We start from the raw sequence: 23,075 nt of genomic DNA on the forward strand, positions 1-23,075 counted from the left end.
ATAGAGGAAAAGGCCGTCTATAATTTCTTGTACATGAGCAGCAGACTGAATGAAATCTTTCGGATACTGAGGCTCGGGACGAGAAGGGATGGTACGGCATGAATAGGCAACATAGTGTGAAGGAGAAAAAGCTTGGCGTATGGACCCTTAGCGGTCTGATTATTGGCCCCATTCTGGGCTCGGGTATCCTGATGTTACCCTCTACAATCTACGAACTGGTCGGGGAGTGGGCGATTGTTGCTTGGCTGATCATTATCGGAGTCAGTTTGCTGACGGCATATATTTTCGGGGCGATCAGTATCCGTTATCCCGGCGATGCCGGTATTGCCAATGCGGTTAACCGTGCGTTCGGGGGACAGATCAAGGTGTTGTCTTCTTTGTATTTGATCCTGGGCGTGTCGGTCGGAGCGGCAGCCGTCTTACTGACAGCGAGTGAGTATTTGTCACAGCTTGGGTGGGGAGACCCCTTTTATATCGGATACGCTTTGACTGCGGTATGCGTGCTGCTGCTATTTTGCAGAATTACTGTTGTCGGAAAAATATCGCTGCTGATGTCCACAGTCTCTGCCGTGGTACTGTTCACAGGTTCAGCCGTTAGCCTGTCCAATTATCCTAAGGTTTTCGCTATTATGGATAATTTCCAGCCCCAATCCTTTGGGTATGCGGTGCTGATTCTTTTCTGGGCGGTCTTTGGGTGGGATATTATCGGGAATTACACGGACGAGGTGAAGGATATCCGCAAGACGACCAGCAGAGGGATGATTCTGAGCTTTATCGTTATTGCTGGTGTGTATCTGGTAGTGGCGGCGGCTATGCAGTGGAGTGACCCGGCAGGTGATGGAGGAGGACATTCCCTTGGAGGAATTATGTATCCGTTGTTCGGAGAGCGGGGGCAGCAGATTATTGCAGGGCTTGGTGTCTTCCTCTGTGCCTCTACCTATCTGCTATACGTAGGAGGCATATCGCGGCTGACTGCTTCCTTATCCGGGGAGAGGATTTTGCCGGCTTTTCTTGGACAACGTACGAAGCATAACACTCCTTTTGTCGCCATTAGCGTCATTGGGTTGGTGAATGCAGCGGTTATACTGTTCATGCAGATTGGAGCTTATGATATTAGCATGCTGGTTTTGGTCGCGAACAGCTTTCTGGGTATGAACGCGCTAATCGGAATTCTGGCAGGGATCAAGGTGCTGAAGAGCAGAGTGGTTGCTATTTTGGGAACGATTCTTTCACTGTTTCTGGTGGTTGTCATCGGCATGTATTCCTCCCGTAGCCTGTTGTTGATTATTAGTATTCTATGCGTATTCTTTATCTACAGGGAGTGGCGGAGCAGGAGGGTTTCTCAACATTAACCAGGGCATATTCAGGACAAAAACAAGGGCATACTCATGACAAAAAAGCGTCCCCGGCAAGCAGATGCTGCCGAAGACGCTTTTTTTCGTTACCTTTTAACCTAACACGTTGAAAATTCTCCCGGAAAGTCCCGTTTGCTCTGCAATTTCCTGGGCAATAGCATTCATCGCAGTCATGTCATGACGAAGGTAAGCTCCTAATCTGCTTTTATAATGTGTCAAAGTGAGATGGAGCGTATTCTATTACTGATCAATCTGAAGTCATTTTATCTGTCCGTTCTGCCAGCTTAGTAATTAATTCAACATCTTGATCTGATAATTGATCAAGAAAATATTTGCGTACTGCCTTTGCGTATATGGGACGAGAAGCATCCACTGCTGATTTTCCAGAGGGAGTGATGATGACTTGAACACCATTACCTGTATCTAATGGTTTTCTTAGGACAAGCCCGCGTTGTTCCATCCGCGTTAGATGATGGGACAATCGACTCTTCGTCCACTCCATCGAGTCGACTAATTCCTGTTGGCGAAGCACACCATTCCCTAAATCAACTAACCTAACTAATATACCAAAATCACCCTCTTCTGAGAGTCCTGTTTTCTCGGACATGTCTTTTACTACACGATCCATGATTTTCTTATAGTTGGATTTCCACATATACCATAATTGCATTTCCTCTTCATTTAGCCAGTCCTTATCCATATTCACATATCCTTTTCCTTTAGTTTCGTTATTATTCATAGGGAAATTATCACTAGCGTTGCATAAAAGTTGAACGCATGAATTGTCTAAATCTTCTGAAACGAAGGTTTTCTTGATGGACCAAAAGATTAAGCGGACGTTAAAAGGTACGAGCAAACGCACCGCAAAGGATTCAGCACATGGACAAGGATACCCTATTTTTTTCATTTGGTAAATGGCTTGTACCCATAGATTGTTGATGTATCAACTTCAAAGTATTATAGTAAACTCACTAGTGAGTTGAAGTGTCAACCTTAGGTATGCTATAGTGGTCCCATCAACAGGTTGACGTGTCAACTTGATGGTGGAGCAGATATATTACTAATATTGCTGATGCAAGAAAGGAAGGTATTACAATGCATAATAAACGTGTCGCCTTGGTTACCGGGGCAAATCAAGGAATTGGCCTTCAGGTCGCAAAGGATCTTGTGGCAAACGGCCTCACTGTACTGGTCGGATCGCGTAATTTCGAGCGAGGAGAGGCTGCAGCCAAGGAGATCGGGCCGGGCGCCATTGCGCTCCAACTGGATGTGACAGATCAGGCCTCAATCACCGCAGCAGCAGAGCGCATCCGCACGGAGCTTGGCCGCCTCGACGTGCTCATCCAAAACGCAGCGATCTCAAATACAGGAATGGGCTCTATGTCCGTGCAGGAGTACGCTAAATTGACCCTTGCGAGCAACGTGTCCATGGATGAAGTGCGGGCAGTATGGGAGACCAACGTGTTCGGCGTCCTTGCCGTTTATCAGGCGATGCTGCCGCTCCTGCGCGAGGCACCTCAAGCAAGCATAGTCAACGTATCAGGTGGTGTTGGCTCGCTGACGAATAACTCGGATCCGTCCTATGCCTACCGTACGTACTTCCGCCCTACCTACCCTGCTTCGAAGACGGCCCTCAACGCTATGACGCTCGCAATGGCGATTGAGCTGGAGTCGACCGGAATCAAGGTCAACGCAGTCTCCCCGGGCTTCACCAAAACGGCTCTGAATGCAGAGGGTACGCAGACCGTCGAGGAGGGTGCTTCCGAGATCGTGCGCGTTGCGCTGCTTGGGCCGGACGCTCCAACAGGAACATTTATGAGCGCAACATTTGGAACGATTCCGTGGTAATTGGTAAAGCTTAAACTATATTGCACATTGATGCATGAAAGGAAGGTATTACAATGCATAACAAACGTGTCGCCTTGGTTACCGGGGCAAATCAAGGGATCGGTCTTCAGGTCGCAAAGGATCTTGTGGCAAACGGCCTCACTGTACTGGTCGGATCGCGTAATTTCGAGCGAGGAGAGGCTGCAGCCAAGGAAATTGGGCCAGGCGCCATTGCACTCCAACTGGATGTGACAGATCAGGCCTCAATCACCGCAGCAGCAGAGCGCATTCGCAAGGAGCTTGGCCGTCTCGATGTGCTCGTCCAAAACGCAGCGATCTCAAACACAAGACAGGGCTCCATGTCTGTTCAGGAGTACGCTAAATTGACGCTTGCGAGTAACGTGTCACTAGATGAAGTGCGGGCAGTGTGGGAAACCAACGTGTTCGGCGTCCTTGCCGTTTACCAGGCGATGCTGCCGCTCCTGCGCGAGGCACCGCATGCAAGCATAGTCAACGTATCAAGTGGTGTTGGCTCGCTGACGAGTAACTCGGATCCATCCTATGCTTACCGTACGTACTTCCGCCCTGGCTACCCTGCTTCGAAGACGGCTCTCAACGCTATGACGCTCGCTATGGCGATCGAGCTGGAGTCGACCGGAATCAAGGTCAACGCAGTCTCCCCGGGCTTTACCAAGACGGCTCTCAATGGAGCGGGTACGCAGACTGTCGAGGATGGCGCGTCTGAGATCGTGCGCGTTGCGCTACTCGGCCCGGACGGACCGACAGGGATGTTCACGAGCGCAACATTTGGAACGATTCCGTGGTAATTGGTAAAGCCTAAACCTCACAAAGCTAGAATTCACTAGAACGAATTGTAGTGTGAGCATGAAGTTAGGAGAAGGTAAGGGGAGTAACGAGATAAGGCCTCCAAAATGTACAAATAATCTTGAATTATCCTGTGTGTGTAATCACACCTTCAGTCTTGGCGCTCTGTTACGCTGAAACGGACGATTGATTATCTATCAAGGAGGATAACGATATGTTTTGTTATCAGTGCGAACAGACGCCAGACGGAGGATGTACCGTAGTTGGAGTGTGTGGAAAGAACGAGACGATTGCGAGCCTGCAGGACACGATGATTTTTGCATTAAAAGGCATTGCTGCCTACGCGACACATGCAAGACAACTGGGATATACCGATCCTGAGGTGGATCGCATCACTCATGAAGCGTTATATATGACCCTGACCAATTCCAACTTTAATGTGCAGGAGCATCTGGAAATGGCGATGAAGGTTGGTAATGCCGCGGTACGAATTATGGATGTGCTGGACCAGGCGCATACGGATCGATTTGGCATCCCTCAGCCGATTACAGTGAGCCAGAACAAGATTGAGGGCCATTGCATCGTAGTGACAGGCCATAACCTGTATGCTCTCGAAGAGCTGCTGCGGCAAACAGAGGGCAAGGGGATCAACATCTATACCCACTCTGAAATGCTGCCTGCCCACGGCTATCCGGCACTGAAGAAATATAGTCATCTAAAAGGAAATATCGGTAAAGCCTGGTATGACCAGCGCCGATTGTTCGAGAAGTTTCCCGGCGCCATCCTTGCGACTACGAACTGTGTGATGCCGATTAAAGGGACGTATGCAGACCGCTTTTTCTCATATGAAGTAGCAGGGCTGGAAGGTGTGGAGAAGATCATAGGGGAGGATTTCACCCCGCTGATTGAGCGTGCGCTGTCGCTACCTGTGGCAGACATAGAGTCGGATCTTGTGCTTACCACAGGGTATCATCATGAGACAGTGCTGGGGCTTGCACCTGAAATTATTCAGGCAGTCAAGGACGGTCATATCCGCCGCTTCTTCGTGATTGCAGGTTGTGATGCACCAGGCAAAGGGGGAGAATATTACCGTGAGCTGGCTACCTCTCTGCCGAATGATACAGTTATTCTAACCACTTCCTGTGGCAAGTTCCGCTTTAACGATGTAGATTACGGGACTGTAGGGAACACGGGAATTCCGCGTTATATCGATCTTGGGCAATGCAATAATTCGGGCTCCACTGTAAAAATCGCACTGGCCCTCGCCGATGCCTTCGGCTGTACCGTGAACGAGCTTCCGGTCAGTATCGTACTGTCCTGGTTTGAGCAAAAGGCCGTAGCCATTCTGCTTGGACTGTTCAGTCTAGGCATACAGGATATCCGCATCGGGCCGAAGCCGCCTGAATTCATCTCAGAGGGTGTGCTGGACGTGCTTGTTGAAATGTTTGGGCTGAAGCTGATCACAACGGCCGAGGCAGATATGAACACTATGCTGGCGCTATCGTAATCGTACTCCGTCAGTTCGGCTAGGCAAATTAAGCACAGATTAAGGAGTTGCTTCGCACTTTAGGGTGCGCGGCAGCTCTTTTTTTGCGAAAGAATTCATGATTTCCATGACCAGCATGCGGGATGCCGTTATAATAGTAGAAGATTCAAGAGACAGAGGAGCGAGATTAACACATGACAGAGAAAACAGAGAATAAAACACAATTCCAGCAAGTACGAGAGTTTCACCTTGGCTTTAACTGCCCGGCCCCTGAGGCACCGGAAAAACTATCGGACAAGCTTGCGGTTAACCGTGCTTCTTTTATTATGGAAGAGGTAATCGAGCTGCTGCATGCTACTGCCGGTAATGACGAGCGCTTTGCCGCCTTTTACGAGGATCTTATGACCCGGGCCGCTGAGTCTTATCGCAAGCAACTGCAGAAATCCTATCCTGACGACCAGTTGATCGGGCAGATGGATGCGTTCACGGATATTTTATACTTCGCCAATGGCGGATTCGTAGAAGCGGGCGTGGAGCCCGAACCGATCTTTAACATCGTCCACGCTGCTAATATGGGCAAAATTTTCCCGGACGGCAAACCGCATTACAATGAAGTCGGAAAGGTCATTAAACCAGATAACTGGGAGCGCGACCACGCACCAGAACCTAAAATCCAGGCCGAAATCAACCGTCAAATTGAGCTGGGTGGAAAACGGTTCGAGTAGAGAGCGGATTGCATGTAACATTGTGTTAACAACCGCATAGTATGCTTAGTTCCCAATAATACAACCATGTATATTTTAGTGGGAGAGGGTGTTGTATGCCACAAATCAAACGTGTGCTCAGAAATCGTTGGTTTCAATGGATAGCCGGTATTTTTCTGATTGTGATTATTGCTTTCTCTACAGTATCTTTTCTACTGGTGAACTCTGTATCTGCTGCTTACAAAACGGGGAGTATCGAGGAAAAATATGCGTTACCCGGAAAGTATTCAGTCCAAACGGCGGAGGTCACGGGGAGTAAGGGAGAAAAGCTGTACAAAGTCTACTACCCGGAGTCCAAGGATGTCAGACATCCACTGATTGCATGGGGCAACGGAACGGGAGCACTGCCCAAACAATATGATGCGCTGTTCCGCCACCTTGCAGGCTGGGGATTTATCGTCATCGACAGCTATAGTACAACGACTGGAACAGGGAAAGAAATCCTGGCCTCGATTGAGTATATGCTGGCTGCGAACAATGACCCCAAAAGTCAGTTCTATCACAGGGTTCAGCCTGATCGAATAGGTGCGGCAGGTCATTCCCAAGGCTCTACCGGCGTAATTAATGCTCATACGAATTATAAGCGTGGAAGTGTGATCAAAACCGTCGTATCCATCGCGCTTCCGAAGCTTGAATTTTGCGATCCAAAGGATGTCTATGATACGTCTGCGCTGAAAGTGCCATTTTTGGTGCTGAGCGGTACCCGCGATTTTATCATCTCACCGGCCTCCTCCAACAAGCTGGAGATCAGCAAAGCTAAGCCGACCCTTCCGGTAATGATGGCGATGGCTAAAGGGGCTGCACATACAGCGATTGAACAGGATGGCGGACAGCACAGAGGATACCTGACAGCCTGGATGAGATACCAACTGATGGATGATGCAGAGGCCAAACGCGCTTTTATAGGTAAAGATGCGGAGATTGTGACGAATAGCAATTGGAAAGATGTCACTTCAGCTAATATGCAGAAATGATTCAACTGGGTATGGAAAACAGAATTACGGAATATAAGAACGGAGAGACCTAGTCTGACATGACATAGGTATCTCCGTTTTTTGTTATTGCAACGCTAGTGATTCGAAAGAAAAGGCAGATTCTCTTCTAGTAATTTCCCGACTTGTCTGGCTATATGTTCACAGTCAGAATTGATTTCATCCATAACGAAGGATTCCACAATACCTATAACGGCTGTGCTCAGAAAACGAATCTTAAGGTCCCGATCTTGCGTGATATCTCCAATAGGAATTTCTCCACCGATTTGTTCCATAAGACAATTGAGAAGTTGTTTTCTAAAAGAGACAGTGCTTTCACTTTTAAATAAGGCATAGAAAAAATCTTTCTTTTGTTCAAAGTAATGAAACCAAACGATTGTACTTTCTATAAAATCAGTTGCTTTGCTTTCGGCGCAAGTAGATTTGAGTTCTCTGATTTGTTCTTGAACGATCGCATCTAATAAGTCATTTTTATCAGTAAAGTGCAAGTAGAAGGTTTTTCTGCTGATATCAGCTTTTTCAGTAAGAGTCTTCACAGTAATACTATCAAATCCATCATGAAGTAGAAGTGTCAAAAAAGTGGATTGAATTGCTTTTCTGGACTTTTTGGTTCTCCGATCTATTTTTTCTTCCATATCAAACTCCGTTTCATACACAGTTTAGAATAAATGAGTATTACTACATGAATCAGTGAATGTGGTAATTGTTTTGTCCATCATTCTATTTTAAATTAAATATACAGGAGAGTATTAATACACACAAGGATCGAAATTGATTTTTGTGAAAGATACTTATTCTATTATAAAAACAGTAATGATAAGGAGAGAAAAATATGAATAGACCTCATGTTATTTGCCACATGATGACATCCTTGGACGGGAAAATAGACGGGGATTATATGAACACAGAAGAGGCACAAACTTTGTATTTGAAATATGTAGAAATCCAGGAAAGCTATAATCCTAAGGCCTGGATGTGCGGCAGGGTGACTATGGAAGGGAATTTTGCCTTTGGAGAAAAGGTGGAATTTAAGGGAGGTATCACTTTAGCAGTACCAAGGACAGATTTCATTGCTGATGCTCATGCTGAAAGATATGTAATTGCAGTAGATCCTAAAGGAAAATTAAGATGGACTCAAAACACAATACCGACATCGTTTCAGTTAAAAGTGGAATCACATATTGTAGTGGTAATCACTGAGGATGTAGCAGATGAATACTTAACATATTTACGCGATTTAGGGATTTCTTATATTTTTGGCGGTAAAGATCAACTGGATTTGTATGAAGTATTAAGAAAGATTAATACCTTATTAGGTGTCCAGGAAATGATGTTGGACGGCGGAGCTTATCTGAACGGTACTTTTCTAAATGAGGGACTCGTTGATGAATTAAGCTTATTAATTACTCCAACAGCCGATGGGGATACAAGTACACAAGCATTATTTGCCAAACCAGATTCTCTGGTGAAACAACCAGCGGCACGATTTACATTAAGAGAAGTTCGCAAATTAGAGTCTAACGGCATATATTTGAATTACACAATTAATAGATAAAATTCATAGCAAGAATCCACTTAAGGAGAGACTTAAGTGGATTTTTTGCGTTAGATTATACAACTGATGGATGATGCAGAGGCCAAGCGCGCTTTTGTTGGCAAGGAAGCGGAGATTGTCTTGAGTAGCAATTTGGGAACGGAAAACAGACTATTCAACAAACAAGGCAACCCATATAAATATTACATATATGAGTATCGCTACCGCTAAAGCGCTAAGTGGAACAATCCAAATTAAATGTGTTTTGAGTGGGTGCGCTATTATTTTCAATCTTTCTTTTTTTGGTAGTACACCTTCATTTGCTTTGTTTATAATTTTTGTAGCATGTTTTTCATCTATATTAAGAAGACTTTCCCATAGTTGATTGTATTGCTCTTTAACCTTTTCTTTATCAGGACTTTGTTTTAATAAAACCATTGTACCCTCCCATTATTGAGGCTTCACTCGTGTCGAACCTTCATTGTTGGGGCTATCAGAGACCATTTAATTCTACCAAAAAATTGAAATTACCGGAAGCTTGAAAAAATTGTTAGTGTAGATGATACTTATTTTGATCCTTATCGACATGAAAGGACGGAAAATCAAATGCTTAAATTAGTATCCTTTATATTTGAATTACTCCGGTTATGTATTTTACTTGCTTTGACGCTGCTGGTTTTAGGTGGATTGGAAAAGGTCATATATCAAGGGATATTTGGCCAGCCGCTTTATCATTGGAGTATGACATTGGGGAATATGATTTTATTTTTAGTGTTATACCGAAATTATTTTCAATTTAAAGGCTGGTATAAATCAGAGAATAATAAAAAATTGAATAAGATCTCGACAAGGAGTTTAACTTTAATCTCAATAGGGCTATTATTAATAGCAATTTGGATAGGCCAGTAGGGAACGGGGAGATTGGCACAGTAACTTAGAAGGCATATTTTTAATAAAAGTTTCTGCGGTCCTTCCATGTTAATATAGTAAAAGAAAGAGGGCAATATTTTGCCCTTGATGGTTGTCAGCTGGTAGCTTTTAAGTGTGAGAAGACGAAAGAAATTGGAGATTATTCCAACGAGGCTAGAACGGTTTTGGTGTTCGAGGTCGAATCTGTGGAGCATACTTTTAAGGAAATGAAGGGGAAAGGGATTCAATTTTTACATGATGAAACTATTCAAGGGCAATATGCTGCATTTGTTGATCCGTTCGGTAATGTGCATGAAATCGCTGAATTGTCCCATTGAGCGCCGTTATCTTTGATACAGACCCAAAGGAAGTGTTAAACGATGGATTTTGAAATGGTAATGCAGGAGCTTGAAGACCTTGGCAAGGAACGAACTAAGAAGATTTACCAATCGAATGGCGCACATGAACCGCTTTTTGGTGTGGCTACAGGCCAAATGAAGCCCATTTTCCGAAAAACAAAAATAAATCAAGCATTGGCTGAGCAACTTTATGCAACCGGGAACTACGACGCCATGTATTTTGCCGGGATTATTGCCGACCCCAAGGCGATGACCGTAGCAGACTTTGAACGTTGGATCGACGGCGCTTATTTTTATATGCTGTCTGATTTTGTGGTGGCGGTAACGTTGGCAGAGGCAGATATTGCTCAGGAAGTAGCTGACATTTGGATCGCAAGCGGCGATGAACTGAGGATGTCTGCGGGCTGGAGCTGCTATTGCTGGCTTTTGGGGAATCGTCCAGACGCTGAATTTTCTGAAAGTAAAATTGCCAACATGCTTGATCTTGTGAAAAATACGATCCATGATGCTCCCGAGCGCGCAAAATACGCTATGAATAACTTTATCTACACAGTTGGGGTGTCCTATGTGCCTCTCCATGATAAAGCGATTGAAACTGCTAAAGCAGTAGGTCCGGTTGAAGTTGACGTTGATAAGAAAAAAAGTAAATTTCTGAACGCTTCTGAACGCATTCAAACCGCAGTAGACAAAGGGCAGACTGGTTTTAAACGCAAGCATGTACGGTGTTAAGTGCTTTATGAATCTCTAGCTACACCAATTAGAAGATGCCAGGAATCTCCTGTGCGTCTTCTTTGTAGTTTCTTTGGAATCATTCCCTTGACATGGAGTTAACTCCACGAATTACGATACAACAGCAAGGACAAGATATAAGGGAGGATACAACAATGAAATATCGGATTCTGGGAGCAACAGGCATATCCGTTAGCGAAATGACACTCGGTACAATGATGTTCGGTGCGATGGGAAATACCGATCATGATGATTCTATACGCATCATTCATAAGGCATTGGATGAGGGCATTAACGTTATTGATACGGCCGATGTCTATTCCAGGGGCGAGTCGGAGGAAATCGTTGCCAAGGCACTCAAGGGCCGCCGGGAGAACGTCATCCTCGCGACGAAATTTGGTTTTCCAATGGGCGCGGATGTTAATCAGCAAGGCGGATCAGCGAGATGGATTAAGCGGGCTGCTGAAGATAGTCTTCGGCGACTGGGTACAGACTATATCGATTTGTACCAGATTCATCGCCCGGACTACAATACGGATATTAGCGAGACGCTGTCAGCCCTCTCTGACCTGATTCATGAGGGGAAAGTACGGGCGATTGGATCTTCAACATTCCCTGCGGAAGCTATCGTCGAGTCACAATGGGCGGCACAGCGTGGAGGACATCACCGTTTTCTCACGGAGCAGCCGATGTACTCCATCTTTACTAGAAAGCTGGAAGGTGCCGTGCTGCCAACCGCGCAGCGTTACGGAATAGGCGTTCTCACGTATAGTCCACTGAACGGGGGATGGCTGTCAGGGCGTTCCAATCCTAATGCCAGCCATCGGGCAGCGGGCAGACCATCGATGTATGACACGACAATTCCGGCTCTCCAGCCTAAGGTAGAGGCTCTAAGAAAACTTACTGCGCTCGCGGAGGAGACGGGCATTTCACTGCCGCATCTCGCTCTTGCGTTCGTCCGGTCGCATTCGGCTGTGAGCTCGGTAATCATTGGGCCGCGAAAGATGGAGCAGTTGGGCAGTCTTTTGGATGGCGCAGGCATTGAACTCAGTGAAGAAATTCTTGACCGTATTGATGAGATCGTCCCGCCAGGTACAGATGTCAATCCGGCAGATAACTATGCTGCTGATCATCCGGCCCTTGCCAATAAGAGCTTGCGTCGCCGATAATTTGTAGACAACCTGCGGTTGGATGTTAAAAGAGCTGTATCTCTATTGTCAGATAAGACAAACCGCGGAGATGCAGCTCTTTTTATATACATTTAATTTACAGGGTATACTGTCATATTCGCGCACTAGAAATGTCATTCATAAAGAGGATGGTTAAAAAGATGCCGACGTTTACAATTTCTGAAGTTTCCAAGAAGACAGGATTCAGTTATGACACCATACGTTATTACGAAAAAATAGGGCTGATCTCACGGACAAAACGTAAGGACAACGGCCAACTTGAATTCGATGGGCACGCTCTGGAGCGGTTAATTTTTATTAACTGTCTGAAACGCACCGAAATGCCTCTCAAGGAAATTCAACGGTATATGAATCTGGTAGACGAACAAAACTTAGAGAGCTGTTATGTCATGCTGGAGGACCATAAACAAAATATTGAGTCGCAGATTGAAGAAAGGCACGAGACGCTGAGAAAAATTCAATTCAAACTGGATAACTTTAATAGGTTAAAAAACAATCGGGATTTGGACGAACTGGTACGTCTCAACAAAAGTATAGATGTCTAGCGAAATTCATGTTCATTAGTCAAACATAGATAAGCTCAGCCATAATGCACATTTAATCGGGCTTTATAAATACCCCGGCAGCAGCTCTGTATTTACGTAATTTTTAATGAAAATCTTGACATAAATGACCATCTTGTCTATGAAACTTATTAGAGTATTGTTCAGCTCAATAAAGTGAGATCCCTAAACTCTAAAGGAGAAAAACAGATGACTATAATCGACAAATTAGCAACCTCACTCGACCGTAAAGACGAAGGTCCTAATCAGGAGCTGGCGAAATATATTGCCGACCGGGAGGATAAGGAAGCTGTGAAAGAACTCGTTGATAATTTGCATAACAGAGATAAGAATATTCAAAGCGATTGTATTAAAGTTCTCTATGAAATCGGAGTTATAAAACCGTCTTTAATTGTTGAATACAGCAAAGAGTTCGTAACATTACTTGATCATAGGAACAATCGACTTGTCTGGGGGGCTATGACAGCACTAGATATGATAACTCTAGAAAACCCGGAAACCATTTATTTATCACTTGCAAAAATTGTTGGAATTGCTGACAGAGGATCGGTGATCACCAAAGATCATGCAGTAAACATTCTGATTAAGCTTTGTTCTGTCGGACAATATGCTGATCATGCATTCAGCTTACTTATTGAACAGCTTAAGAAATGCCCGACAAATCAACTCCCAATGTATGCGGAGAATGCAATGTCCATCATTAACGATAACAACAAAGCCGTATTCATAAAGACGCTGATCTCACGACTTGACGACATTGAAAAAGACACAAAGCGGAAACGAGTCGAGAAGCTGATTAAGAAATTGAGCTGATTTTACCATGTGTTTAAAAAACATAGCCAAGAAAAAAAGAGCTTTTATAAGAAGTATTGAATTGTAATTAACGGCATTTTTGTACCTTAAATCGTCTGGAGCTAAGGGTTAGCCAAGATTAAGTGCAATATTGTACCTTAATTCTTCCATAATACCCCATCCAGTGTGCTTTTTCGAAAAATAAGATACAATAATGACTTTATTTCCCTCATTTGGCTATATTGAAGAAAAATAAGGTACAAAAATGCTGTTAGTTGGGAGGTTGCCCTCTTGTTCACTGTTAAGACGACTGGTGAAGGGGGATTTAACGCTTCTAGTGGTTGAAATCTGCCGACAGTTTATGTTTACGGTGCTAGCCTTCCTATGGAAAGCTTTAAGGTGAGCGCTTTGCGCCTACAATTCCAAATTTCCCTTTCGCTCATCTTCGCTTTATGACTAGCAGCAGGATCAGCGGACCCTCTACTTCTTCTTGAACCAACTAATCATCGACAACAGCAGCGATAACACGATGAACATGATAGAGATTGCCCAAGGATGCAGGATGAACACATGAGACTGCCAAGGCCACAGGTATCCACTCATAATGCTGTCCCTGCTTTCTTGCGAATCCAGGCCACCATCAAGAGAATAGCTGGAATCACGATAAAGAGGGGAATCCATAAGTTGTAAGGAAGGATCCGGGTCCCCACGAAGATGTGGTCAGTCACATTCCGTGCCATATTGCTGCCAATCCATAGTGTGGTCATGGTGACGATAAGAATCGGCAGACGTAGTGATTTGGCGGAGGTAAGCTTCTGGATAGCCAGAACAGCAGTTATCAGATGAAGGGATATTTTTAAAAAGATAGTCGTCATAAAGTACATCACGCCTAGAGCATCGAGGTTATCCAGAAAATCACTGATACTTAGTTGCCTCAACAACACCAGCAGAGGATAGATATTGCGTTGGAAGACGCCTTCGCCCAGCACCATAATCGCTAACATATCAAACACGGCGATAGTAACGCCGGTGACCAGCACGGCAATGATATTTATTCCGGCCAATTGCCCCGGTTTTCTCAGAAAGGACCACAACATCGCGAATTCGATGGTTTCGCCGAAGGTCTGCAGAATGCCAAAGGGCCAGACGGCCTTCCAGACTCGCCCCCAGCCTTCGCCCAAGAGGGGCTGAAGATTGTCGAAATGCACATTTCTGGAACCCAGTAGTAGAAGGATCTCCGCAACGAAGAGAAAGAATATAATCGGGAAAAGCAGCCCCGCGAACCTAAAGATAACTTCGACTCCACTGGATAGAAAATACATAATTACGAGCATCATGGAGCCAAGGATGACCCATGTAGGCGTACCTGGCAGCAGGGTGAGCGGGACAAGCTCCTTTAGATCGCTGATTCCCCGTCCTGCGTCATAAATAAACAGCAATGGATAGAACCAGGCAATGGGGATGCCCAGCCAAGGGCCAAATTGCTTGGGGAACCATTCAACCAAGGATAAGCCCGGCATCATGTTCATAAGAGCGGTGTAGCCCAGGATCATGAACATTCCAATGAAGGCTGAGAGCAGCATCGCAATCCAGGCATCACGCCCGGCGGGAGAGGCGAACCCGAAGATCACTGTCGTTCCAAGCTGAAACAACACCGTAGTCGCAAAGAGCTGATAACCCGATACCCTGACCATCCTGATTCCTCCCTTTCAGCCGCTTACTCAAGCTCTATGGATTTATTGGTTAACCCTACCTGCGTTATTGTAATGTGTGGAGTAATGTTTATCGGTACTTCAGAAAAAAGCTTCTCCCATTCCTTGGCATAGCTCTTGTTCCATTGCTTGGGGTGCTGGCGGTAGATGATATGCCCGAACCCTAGAATATCTTTTTTATAACTTAGTTGTGCCTCACGGCAGACCAATTCAATTCTGGCCTTAACATCTTCCGTAACCAAAGTTCTGACATACTCCAGATCTTTGGGACTACTCATGTCCAGCTTAGAAGTGTTCTCAAAGATAGAAATCTCCGCGTAGGGATCTACCGTTATCCTAATTCCTTTAGTGCCTGCAAGTGTATGGTATTTCGTGCTCGCTGTATGCACTTGTGCGCTGATTCGGCCGCCGCCTTTTTCCACCGGAACTTCGGCAGTTGTTACCGCATCCTTCATCCGGTTCTTCAGCCACATGGCTCCTCTGGTCTCTGTCTCATTCAGCCAGCCGATCAGCTGATCCTTGTGGAACACAGCCGCACCTCTGACGGATAGACTGCTAATCTTGGATATGCCTGGATCAGACTCGCCGCTATTTTTATCTGTCTGAGCGGGGATTAGCTGTACACGGGCTGCCATGGGCGTATTTCCCGGCGACACCAACATGTCCATAAATTGCAGGAGACGGACGCTTACATTCTTTTTGGATTTCGCTTCTTCGCGCATGATTTCAGAGGACAGCTTTTCGAATACTGGATTATACTCCAAGATATCTACCGCTTTGCCCTTGGCAAACAGAATATGGCTCTTGATTTGCGATTGCTTGTACCGTTCAAAGAAATCCAGGACTGGCAGTACGCCGCTGCGCGCCAGCTTCTCACCGATAACAATGACCTTACTGTGGTAAAAAACAATCTTCCGCTGTACTTTCTGCTGAATGTACCTGTAGGCCTCCAGAATGGTCTCCCCTTCTGCGGACAGGATCCAGCCTGCTTTGGCCTCCAGCTTTTCGCCTCCGGATTGGTTGGTCACACCTAACAATCGGGGGACGGCGAGTTCCAGCGAGAGCTGGATTTTTCCTTTATCCGTCTTGTCGAGACCGACGGCAGTAACGATAGCGACATCATTTACTTCCACTTTGCTCCAACAGCCCGTCAACAGAGGGAGAATCAGGAAGAATATCATTGACAGGATCACTGGTTTCACCTGCATTTTTCTCACCCCTCATCTTATTGTTGGAACGAAGCTTATGAATGGCATCAGAACAGAGTGCATGGTCTTGTTCTTATTCGCCAATTCCTTTGCGGCGATGAATGAGATTCCTCCAAGGTACCCGGAAGAGTGTATCCTTAAGATTATTCAAGGATAGGGGAGCTACGGGCGAAAGATAAGGTACGCCAAAGGAGCGGAGCCTAAGCAGATGGATGCATATGACCAGCAGCCCCAGGAGAATTCCGTACAGCCCCAGAGTTCCGGCCAGGAACATTAACGGAAAGCGCAGCAACCGTGCAGCGATCCCCAGGCTATAAGAAGGGAAAATAAAGGAGGCAATTCCCGTGAACGATACAATAATCACGAGGATCGCCGAGACAATGCCCGCCTGCACAGCGGCTTGTCCAATGACTAATGCACCTACGATACTTACGGCCTGTCCAACAGGGCGGGGCATTCGGATACCTGCTTCCCGTAATCCTTCAAAGGTAATCTCCATGAGAAGCGCTTCGATAATGGCCGGAAAGGGGACCGCTTCTCGTGAGGATGCAATACTAAGCAGCAGGTTGGTCGGCACCATTTCCTGATGAAAGGTTGTTACAGCAATATAAAGAGAGGGAAAGGTCAGGGCGATGAACGCCAGCCAGTATCGTAGCCACCGGGTGGCTGTCGATATCATGTACCGCTGATAGTAATCCTCCGGCGACTGCATCAGTCCCAGAAAAGTGATAGGCAACACCAAAGCGAACGGCGTATTGTCAATCAGTAAACCGACTTTACCTTCTAGCAGAGCTGCAGCGACCCGGTCCGGGCGTTCTGTACTAAGGACTTGGGGAAACGGCGAATAGGTATTATCCTCGATCAATTCTTCAATATATCCGCTCTCCAGAATCGCATCGATTTTTATGCGGCCAAGCCGTGTGCGCACTTCATCCAATAGCTCTGTCTTTGCGACTCCGTCCAGATACACTAGGACAATGTCTGTATTGGACACATCGCCAATGGTCAGTGGCTCCATTTTGAGTTTATTCGTCTTAAGCCTGGTGCGCAGAAGACTCGTATTGGTACGTAGCTTTTCGGTAAAACCCTCCCGGGGTCCACGAATAGTAGGCTCAGAGGCCGCTTCTTCGACCGCTCGTGCTTCACGCTCTTTCATATCGAAGATCAGAGCTTCGGAAGAACCCTCCAGAATGAGTATGGTGTCACCGTTCGTTATGGCAGATGCGATGATACGCATCTCACTCTCTAGCTTGCTCTGGCAGGCAGATACAATGCTTTTTTGCAAAATCGCTTGGACATTGTGATGCTTGACTTGTTCATTCAGCTTGAGTTCCAATTGGCTGCGACCGTGCAGCAAGGGAGTAATGATGTGCATGTCCACAAGAGATACATCCACTAATCCGTCTATGAAAATAATAATGCCGCGGTAACCATCGCAGACCAGCAGTTCTTTGAATACGATGTCGCTTGAACGGTCAAAGTTCTCTCTGAAGAACGCCAAGTCGGCTTCGAAATTACCGCTTAGTGTAGAGCCCATCGGGGAATTCCCCCTGGACAACTGTGGGGTTGGCAGCTTTTTGTGTGATTTACGATCTCTTAAGAGCCATTTGAGCATATTTACATCCTTAGATGGGTCTGACTTGATAGTTCTATGCTATTATGCGCAATTTTCATGGAATTATATTCTTGGATAAAAAGGCGCCATAATACTCAATGAATAGCAGTAACGGGTCGATGTATTTTAGCTAAAATATGGCGAATTTTTTTTAACTCATTCTTTACAATCCATAAATTGCCACCTGTCGTTATACTAAATAAAGATAACTGTTGGAGGAATTTATAATGATTACAGAGTTAAGAACTCAAGAATTCTATAAAATAAAACATCTGACGGACCCCTGCAACAACATAGAGGTAAGGGCTGTTGCCGAAGGTATCAACCCTGGACGGGTATACATCGATCATCCTGATGAACCCGAAGCGGCTTTAATCTGGATTCAGGGCCAGTCAGATTTTCAGATTGTCGGAAATCCGCGAAGCCAAGGTTTTTTACAGGGCCTTGATTCTTACATGAGAACCTATCTTGAGCCTGAACTGGTAAAACAAAATATTCATGGGGTAGAGATTGTGCCGGAGAACAGAGAGTGGGGGGAGACGATCCGGGCGATCTTTCATCCGCGCCATCTCTCCCATGATATTCAGCATGTGTTCGGGCTCATAGAGGATAATGTACCTCCGGCACTGGAAGCTGTATTATCATCACCGTTAATCATCACCAGAATGGACAAGGAGACATTAAGACCCGGAAGGTATAAGAATTATGCTTTTCTGGAGCACAAGATTCTTCACTACTGGAACTCCATAGAGGAGTTTTTGCAGCATGGCATTGGATATATTGCGGAGTGTAACGAGAAGGTGGCCAGTGTGTGTTTTTCTGGTTTCGTAGCCGGGAGTACCCATGCGGCGGATGTAGAGACTGTGGAAGAGTTCCGGGGACAGTATTATGCTGCTGGGGCAGTCAGGGCTTTTGTTAAGGAATGCTGTCGGTGTAATTTCCAACCCTATTGGGATTGCTCTCGTGATAACATGGGCTCGATTCGGCTCGCTGAAGGTGCGGGTTTGTCTTTAGATTTTAGCTACCCTATATTCTGGTACAATCTTGCCCCAAGTAAAGAGGAATCTGAGTTCATGGAAATTCACGGAGAACAGGTACTACTGTCGAGTCTAGCCGTTGATGATTTGGACTTTATGAGCAGTACATTATGCAACAAAAATTTGTGGTATTACGAAGAGAGTGTAGAAGAGAACAAGGCGGAAGTACGCGAGAAGTATCGGAGCAGGATTCAAGATGCCGGGAATAAGGATCATTATGATTTTGTGATTCGCAGAGCGACTGATCCTGAGAGAACACCAATTGGGATTATAAAGCTCTGGAGTTATGTTGGTTTCCGCAGCAGTTGGGAGCTTGGTTATGCTCTGCTTCCGGAATACAGTGGGAATGGATACGGGATTGAGGCCGTACGATTACTGCTGCAATTCGCTTTTGAACAGTTGAAAGCCCATAAGGTAGTAGGAATGTGCAATAGTCATAATGAGCGATCAGCCGCGCTGATGGAGCGAAGCGGGATGGTTAGGGAAGGGGTTTTTAAGGAAGAGTTGAATTGGCAGGGACGCTGGGTCGACCAGTATTTTTATGCGATCTTGGAGAAGGAATTCATACATAGCTAGTGAGGACTCCTCTTTTGTAGTGGATGATTGGACAATCTCATCCTCAGCAAAGGAGGTTTTTTTCTGCCCTTGTGTATAACTAATAACATATGATACTATTAACATAAGTTATTTGGTAAAGGGTGAATTGTAATGTCAATCAAACTGGCGATTTTGGGCATCCTGAGCTGGAAGCCATCCACTGGATATGACCTGAAAAAAATTATCGAGGACTCCTCGGCGATGTATTGGTCAGGCAACAACAATCAAATTTACAAGACACTGGTGCAACTTCTTGGAGAAGAACTCGTTACGAATGAAGTGCAGCATCAAGAAAGCTCACCTTCGAAGAAGATTTATACGATTACTGAAAAGGGCAGGGCTGAATTGAAAAGCTGGGTGCTCTCACCACCGGAGCTGCCGGAAATCAAGAAAGGGTTCCTGACTCAATTGGCGTGGGCCGATCAGTTAAGTCCTGCAGAGCTGGAAGAGCTACTGTCAGGATATGAGCAGGAGCTCATTCTGCAGATCAGTCTGGAGCAGGAGAAGATGCGTAGAGGACTCTTTTCCCCTAATCGCACATCCCGTGAAACGTATATCTGGAAAATGATTGATAAGAATATCATCGCCTCCTATGAGCAGGAGCTGCAGTGGGTGCAGCAATTACGCCAAGGTTTGACAGAACAGGCTTCAGAATACGAACAAGCAAAGGAGAGAACAGAATGAATTACCAAGTGATCAGCAACAACAATGTGGCCTATGTATCAGTCCTGTCCGCCGATACGCCGCTGAGCAGAGAACAGGATGCATTGGACCTCATTGGCTTATGCTCAGAGCATGACACCAAACTGCTGATGCTACACAATGCAGTGTTATCTGCAGATTTCTTCAACCTCAGAACAGGGCTGGCCGGCGGAATGATGCAGAAGCTCATTAATTATCATGTGAAAACTGCGTTGATTTTGGATGAAATGATTACAGAAGGCAGATTCAAGGAACTCGCTTCCGAATTGAATAAAGGAAACCAATTCAGAATATTTGACAATACCGATGAGGCCGAGCAATGGCTTCTCCAGCAAGCTTAGTATGGACATAAAAAAGAATCTTCAAGCCCGCGTAAAGTCGCAGGGCTGAAGATTCTTTTTTTCATAAGTTATGCTTCTGAGGCAGCAGGATAAGGATTTCTGTCCCTTGGCCTAATGTTGAGCGTACCTTGATTTCACCACCATGCGCATCGACAATTGCCTTGGCAATGCTCATCCCGATCCCCGAGCCTGCAGTGGATTCTTCTGTATTGGTACCCCGGTAATAGCGTTTGAACAGATTTTGCTGAGTGATTTCATCCATTCCGGTTCCATTGTCCGCTACCTTGATGTAAGGGTCTTTATTCATTATACCTACGGTGACGTTAACCGTAATACCAGGCGGATTATGCTTCACCGCATTGGATAACAGGTTGTCCATCAGCCGCTGCAGCCAATTGTCATCTGCCTGAACATATAAGGCCTGATCTGTGCCTTCATATGTAAAATCACAGTCTGACATCGTTGCATCATTCACATATTTCAGGACAGCACGGCGTACCAGCTCTTCCAGGTCCAGCTTGTGGACTTTCATGAGCGAAGCCCCATGCTTGAGCTGATTAATGAGTGAGAAGTCGGTGATCAGCTCAAGCATATAGTCGCCTTTTTCGCGGATCATCGTGCCCATGACTTGAAGCTCCTCCTGATCCCATTGTCCAGGCTGGTTCGCCAGCATGTAGCCATACCCCTGAATAGTAGCCAGTGGTGTGCGCAGGTCGTGTGATATGCCGGACATCCATTCTTCCTGCGCGTTCTCCAGTCGTTTGCGTTCTTTCTCCGTGTGTGCCATTTGTTCAGCCATATGGTAGAACGTCTGAATAACCTCGCTGTATAACTTGTAGCTGATTTTCAATTTACCGTTTCGCTTGAAGACTTTGCGCCTGTCCTTCTCCGTCAGCACTTGATCATAATGCCCTTGGCTCAATCGTTGGAACCAACTGACGAAGAGGATCAGTGGCTGACCATAGCGGTAGCCGTGCCAGACAGAGACGGCCAATGAGAAGACAAAGATGAATATAGCCAGCCAGTAGATCGCGCGGACAAGACTCTGGACGACAGGCTGCTTAGGGATGTTCTCCACCGCATTTGGTGAGTATAACATCCAGGTTTTTGCTGTGTGCGGATCCCGGTAGAGTGCAATATTCCTATCCGTATTGGCTGGAGCCTGCTGCATTTCCAGAATTTCCAGCGTAGCCTTGTTTGGATAAAAAGCGCTGCTCTTCCCGGCACTCTGAACGGTTGTCCCGGCTTCGTCAGTGATTTGCAAATACCTTCCGCTTTCCATCAACTGAGTGGATAGTTCGGAGAGCTTGGAGCTACTAACCAGCCCATTGTTCTGATAGCTGTTGAACAGATTGATGAGCAGATCCAGGTCAGGATTTTTATAACCAAGGAGAAAAAGCTGGGTCTGTGAAAGATTAAAATCCATTTGAGAATGCACCGAGTAATCTTCGTACTTGCCTGATTCCTGTATGTTTAACAATTGGGCCACAGAGTAGGAGGAGGGAAGCGATGGGACAATGGCCGAGTTAATGTCATAGATCACATTCCCTTCCTTATTGATAATCTGCAGCCACATCCTCCGCTCTTTGAGCAGATTAATCCAGTGTGAGGGGACCTTGATCTCCCCGTTACGCATTGAGACTTCTGTTGTGATGCTGGTCAAGGCCCCGTTTGGAAAATTGCGGCGTAAGTCATCGTCAATGGTTTTTTGCAGAAACATAAAGAGCAAGAACAGACCAATGGCCTGTATAAGCAGGGCATATAAAATAAACTGATAGGTAAGATGGAAGGCAATACGCCGTCTGATTTTCATAACTCCTGCGGCCCCTTTGCCAGCTTATAACCGAGACCGCGGATGGTCAGTAAATATTTGGGGTTTCCAGGGTCTTGCTCGATCCGCTCCCGGATCCGCCGGATATGCACGGGTACTGTGGAGTCATCCCCCAATCCGTCAATCCCCCATACCGCTTCATAGAGCTGGGTGCGCGTAAAGACGATCCCCGGATGCTTGCAGAAATGGAGAAGCAACTGGAATACCTGCGCCGGGCAGGAGACGGATTGTCCGTCTACCAGCAGCTCGCCTTCTGCTTCGTTGACGACGAAATGTCCGAACTCGTACTTCACAGCTTCAGAGCGGGGGGGAATAAGCATCACCGATGAATTCTCGGCATCCTGACGGCGCAAACGAGCTTTAATCCGGGCCACGATCTCCAGAGGATTGAAAGGCTTGGTGATATAATCATCCCCGCCCATGGCAAAGCCGGTCAGTACATCCAGATCTGAAGCTCTTGCCGTTAGAAAAAGGATATGAGGATTGCCGTATTCTCGAATACGCGAGCAAATATCCAGCCCGCTGCCGTCAGGGAGCATGATGTCGAGCAGTACGATCTCAGGACGGACACGCCGGGCGACCTCCAGCGCTTCCCTGCAGGAAGCGGCAGTATAGATGTGCTGGAACCCTTCCTTGCGCAGCACCATTTGAAGCATAGTGATAATTGAAGATTCATCGTCTACGATGACTATTTTTATATCGTTCAT

Annotated in this window: 23 protein-coding genes and 1 pseudogene; 15 read left to right on the forward strand and 9 right to left on the reverse strand. The window is 46.0% G+C overall.

Annotated features, from left to right (window positions below; all coding sequences use genetic code 11):
• Positions 1–98: 98 nt before the first annotated feature.
• Complete coding sequence (locus ACFVU8_RS01000; protein WP_387425540.1) at positions 99–1,352, forward strand: APC family permease; 1,254 nt, start codon at positions 99–101, stop codon at positions 1,350–1,352.
• 250 nt (positions 1,353–1,602) lie between these two features.
• On the opposite strand, the gene ACFVU8_RS01005 is transcribed toward ACFVU8_RS01000, so the two are convergent.
• On the reverse strand, positions 1,603–2,094 hold the full coding sequence (locus tag ACFVU8_RS01005) for a MarR family winged helix-turn-helix transcriptional regulator (RefSeq protein WP_387425541.1): 492 nt from the start codon (positions 2,092–2,094) through the stop codon (positions 1,603–1,605).
• Between the two features lie 356 nt (positions 2,095–2,450).
• On the opposite strand from ACFVU8_RS01005, the gene ACFVU8_RS01010 reads away from it, so the two are divergent.
• The 5 genes from ACFVU8_RS01010 to ACFVU8_RS01030 all read left to right on the forward strand — a co-directional run bounded on the left by ACFVU8_RS01010 (position 2,451) and on the right by ACFVU8_RS01030 (position 7,231).
• Positions 2,451–3,203 (forward strand): SDR family NAD(P)-dependent oxidoreductase, encoded by a 753-nt coding sequence (locus ACFVU8_RS01010; protein ID WP_387425542.1) that lies wholly within the window; start codon positions 2,451–2,453, stop codon positions 3,201–3,203.
• A gap of 53 nt (positions 3,204–3,256) precedes the next feature.
• Positions 3,257–4,009 (forward strand): SDR family NAD(P)-dependent oxidoreductase, encoded by a 753-nt coding sequence (locus ACFVU8_RS01015; RefSeq protein ID WP_387425543.1) that lies wholly within the window; start codon positions 3,257–3,259, stop codon positions 4,007–4,009.
• 212 nt (positions 4,010–4,221) lie between these two features.
• A complete protein-coding gene (hcp, locus tag ACFVU8_RS01020; protein ID WP_387425544.1) occupies positions 4,222–5,514 on the forward strand; it encodes a hydroxylamine reductase in 1,293 nt (430 codons plus the stop codon).
• A 173-nt stretch (positions 5,515–5,687) separates the two neighbouring features.
• Complete coding sequence (locus ACFVU8_RS01025) at positions 5,688–6,218, forward strand: pyrophosphohydrolase domain-containing protein (protein WP_379464555.1); 531 nt, start codon at positions 5,688–5,690, stop codon at positions 6,216–6,218.
• A 95-nt stretch (positions 6,219–6,313) separates the two neighbouring features.
• Positions 6,314–7,231 carry a poly(ethylene terephthalate) hydrolase family protein gene (locus tag ACFVU8_RS01030; RefSeq protein ID WP_387425545.1) on the forward strand — a complete coding sequence of 306 codons (918 nt, stop codon included), beginning with the start codon at positions 6,314–6,316 and terminating at the stop codon, positions 7,229–7,231.
• A 95-nt stretch (positions 7,232–7,326) separates the two neighbouring features.
• Here the strand turns inward: ACFVU8_RS01030 and ACFVU8_RS01035 are convergent, their stop codons facing one another.
• A complete protein-coding gene (locus ACFVU8_RS01035; protein ID WP_387425546.1) occupies positions 7,327–7,884 on the reverse strand; it encodes a TetR/AcrR family transcriptional regulator in 558 nt (185 codons plus the stop codon).
• 197 nt (positions 7,885–8,081) lie between these two features.
• Between ACFVU8_RS01035 and ACFVU8_RS01040 the strand changes: the two genes are divergently transcribed.
• The gene (locus tag ACFVU8_RS01040; RefSeq protein WP_387425547.1) at positions 8,082–8,804 is read left to right on the forward strand and encodes a RibD family protein; all 723 of its coding nucleotides are present in this window, start codon (positions 8,082–8,084) and stop codon (positions 8,802–8,804) included.
• 150 nt (positions 8,805–8,954) lie between these two features.
• Here the strand turns inward: ACFVU8_RS01040 and ACFVU8_RS01045 are convergent, their stop codons facing one another.
• Positions 8,955–9,221, reverse strand: coding sequence for a hypothetical protein (locus tag ACFVU8_RS01045; protein WP_387425548.1), 267 nt, complete (start codon positions 9,219–9,221; stop codon positions 8,955–8,957).
• Between the two features lie 563 nt (positions 9,222–9,784).
• Here ACFVU8_RS01045 and ACFVU8_RS01050 point away from each other — a divergent pair.
• From ACFVU8_RS01050 to ACFVU8_RS01070, 5 genes and pseudogenes are all read left to right on the forward strand, one after another.
• Positions 9,785–10,030, forward strand: a pseudogene (locus ACFVU8_RS01050) (VOC family protein); the annotation flags it as partial.
• A gap of 42 nt (positions 10,031–10,072) precedes the next feature.
• Complete coding sequence (locus ACFVU8_RS01055; protein ID WP_387425549.1) at positions 10,073–10,780, forward strand: DNA alkylation repair protein; 708 nt, start codon at positions 10,073–10,075, stop codon at positions 10,778–10,780.
• A 155-nt stretch (positions 10,781–10,935) separates the two neighbouring features.
• Entirely contained in the window at positions 10,936–11,949 is a 1,014-nt protein-coding gene (locus ACFVU8_RS01060) for an aldo/keto reductase (RefSeq protein WP_387425550.1), read from the forward strand.
• 161 nt (positions 11,950–12,110) lie between these two features.
• The gene (locus ACFVU8_RS01065) at positions 12,111–12,515 is read left to right on the forward strand and encodes a MerR family transcriptional regulator (protein ID WP_387425551.1); all 405 of its coding nucleotides are present in this window, start codon (positions 12,111–12,113) and stop codon (positions 12,513–12,515) included.
• Positions 12,516–12,722: 207 nt separating this feature from the next.
• Positions 12,723–13,346, forward strand: a complete 624-nt coding sequence (locus ACFVU8_RS01070; protein WP_387425552.1) for a hypothetical protein — start codon at positions 12,723–12,725, stop codon at positions 13,344–13,346.
• A gap of 459 nt (positions 13,347–13,805) precedes the next feature.
• Here the strand turns inward: ACFVU8_RS01070 and ACFVU8_RS01075 are convergent, their stop codons facing one another.
• The 4 genes from ACFVU8_RS01075 to ACFVU8_RS01090 form a co-directional block, all read right to left on the reverse strand.
• Positions 13,806–13,928, reverse strand: coding sequence for a hypothetical protein (locus ACFVU8_RS01075; protein WP_379464547.1), 123 nt, complete (start codon positions 13,926–13,928; stop codon positions 13,806–13,808).
• The gene (locus tag ACFVU8_RS01080; RefSeq protein WP_387425553.1) at positions 13,925–15,019 is read right to left on the reverse strand and encodes a GerAB/ArcD/ProY family transporter; all 1,095 of its coding nucleotides are present in this window, start codon (positions 15,017–15,019) and stop codon (positions 13,925–13,927) included. Before ACFVU8_RS01080 ends, ACFVU8_RS01075 begins: the two co-directional genes overlap by 4 nt.
• Positions 15,020–15,042: 23 nt before the next feature.
• Positions 15,043–16,245: a Ger(x)C family spore germination protein gene (locus ACFVU8_RS01085; protein WP_387425554.1), complete on the reverse strand. Its 1,203-nt coding sequence runs from the start codon at positions 16,243–16,245 to the stop codon at positions 15,043–15,045.
• A gap of 73 nt (positions 16,246–16,318) precedes the next feature.
• Positions 16,319–17,782: a spore germination protein gene (locus ACFVU8_RS01090; protein WP_387425555.1), complete on the reverse strand. Its 1,464-nt coding sequence runs from the start codon at positions 17,780–17,782 to the stop codon at positions 16,319–16,321.
• 305 nt (positions 17,783–18,087) lie between these two features.
• Between ACFVU8_RS01090 and ACFVU8_RS01095 the strand changes: the two genes are divergently transcribed.
• The 3 genes from ACFVU8_RS01095 to ACFVU8_RS01105 all read left to right on the forward strand — a co-directional run bounded on the left by ACFVU8_RS01095 (position 18,088) and on the right by ACFVU8_RS01105 (position 20,537).
• Positions 18,088–19,473 carry a GNAT family N-acetyltransferase gene (locus ACFVU8_RS01095; protein ID WP_387425556.1) on the forward strand — a complete coding sequence of 462 codons (1,386 nt, stop codon included), beginning with the start codon at positions 18,088–18,090 and terminating at the stop codon, positions 19,471–19,473.
• Between the two features lie 132 nt (positions 19,474–19,605).
• Positions 19,606–20,178 (forward strand): PadR family transcriptional regulator, encoded by a 573-nt coding sequence (locus tag ACFVU8_RS01100; RefSeq protein WP_246317197.1) that lies wholly within the window; start codon positions 19,606–19,608, stop codon positions 20,176–20,178.
• On the forward strand, positions 20,175–20,537 hold the full coding sequence (locus ACFVU8_RS01105) for a DUF4180 domain-containing protein (protein ID WP_387425557.1): 363 nt from the start codon (positions 20,175–20,177) through the stop codon (positions 20,535–20,537). Before ACFVU8_RS01100 ends, ACFVU8_RS01105 begins: the two co-directional genes overlap by 4 nt.
• Positions 20,538–20,598: 61 nt before the next feature.
• Here ACFVU8_RS01105 and ACFVU8_RS01110 read toward each other — a convergent pair whose 3' ends face one another.
• Complete coding sequence (locus ACFVU8_RS01110; protein WP_387425558.1) at positions 20,599–22,350, reverse strand: HAMP domain-containing sensor histidine kinase; 1,752 nt, start codon at positions 22,348–22,350, stop codon at positions 20,599–20,601.
• On the reverse strand, positions 22,347–23,075 hold the full coding sequence (locus ACFVU8_RS01115; RefSeq protein ID WP_387427155.1) for a response regulator: 729 nt from the start codon (positions 23,073–23,075) through the stop codon (positions 22,347–22,349). Before ACFVU8_RS01115 ends, ACFVU8_RS01110 begins: the two co-directional genes overlap by 4 nt.

Source organism: Paenibacillus sp. NPDC058177 (assembly GCF_042883835.1).
In the GTDB taxonomy this organism is placed as follows: Bacteria; Bacillota; Bacilli; order Paenibacillales; family Paenibacillaceae; genus Paenibacillus_AQ; species Paenibacillus_AQ agri.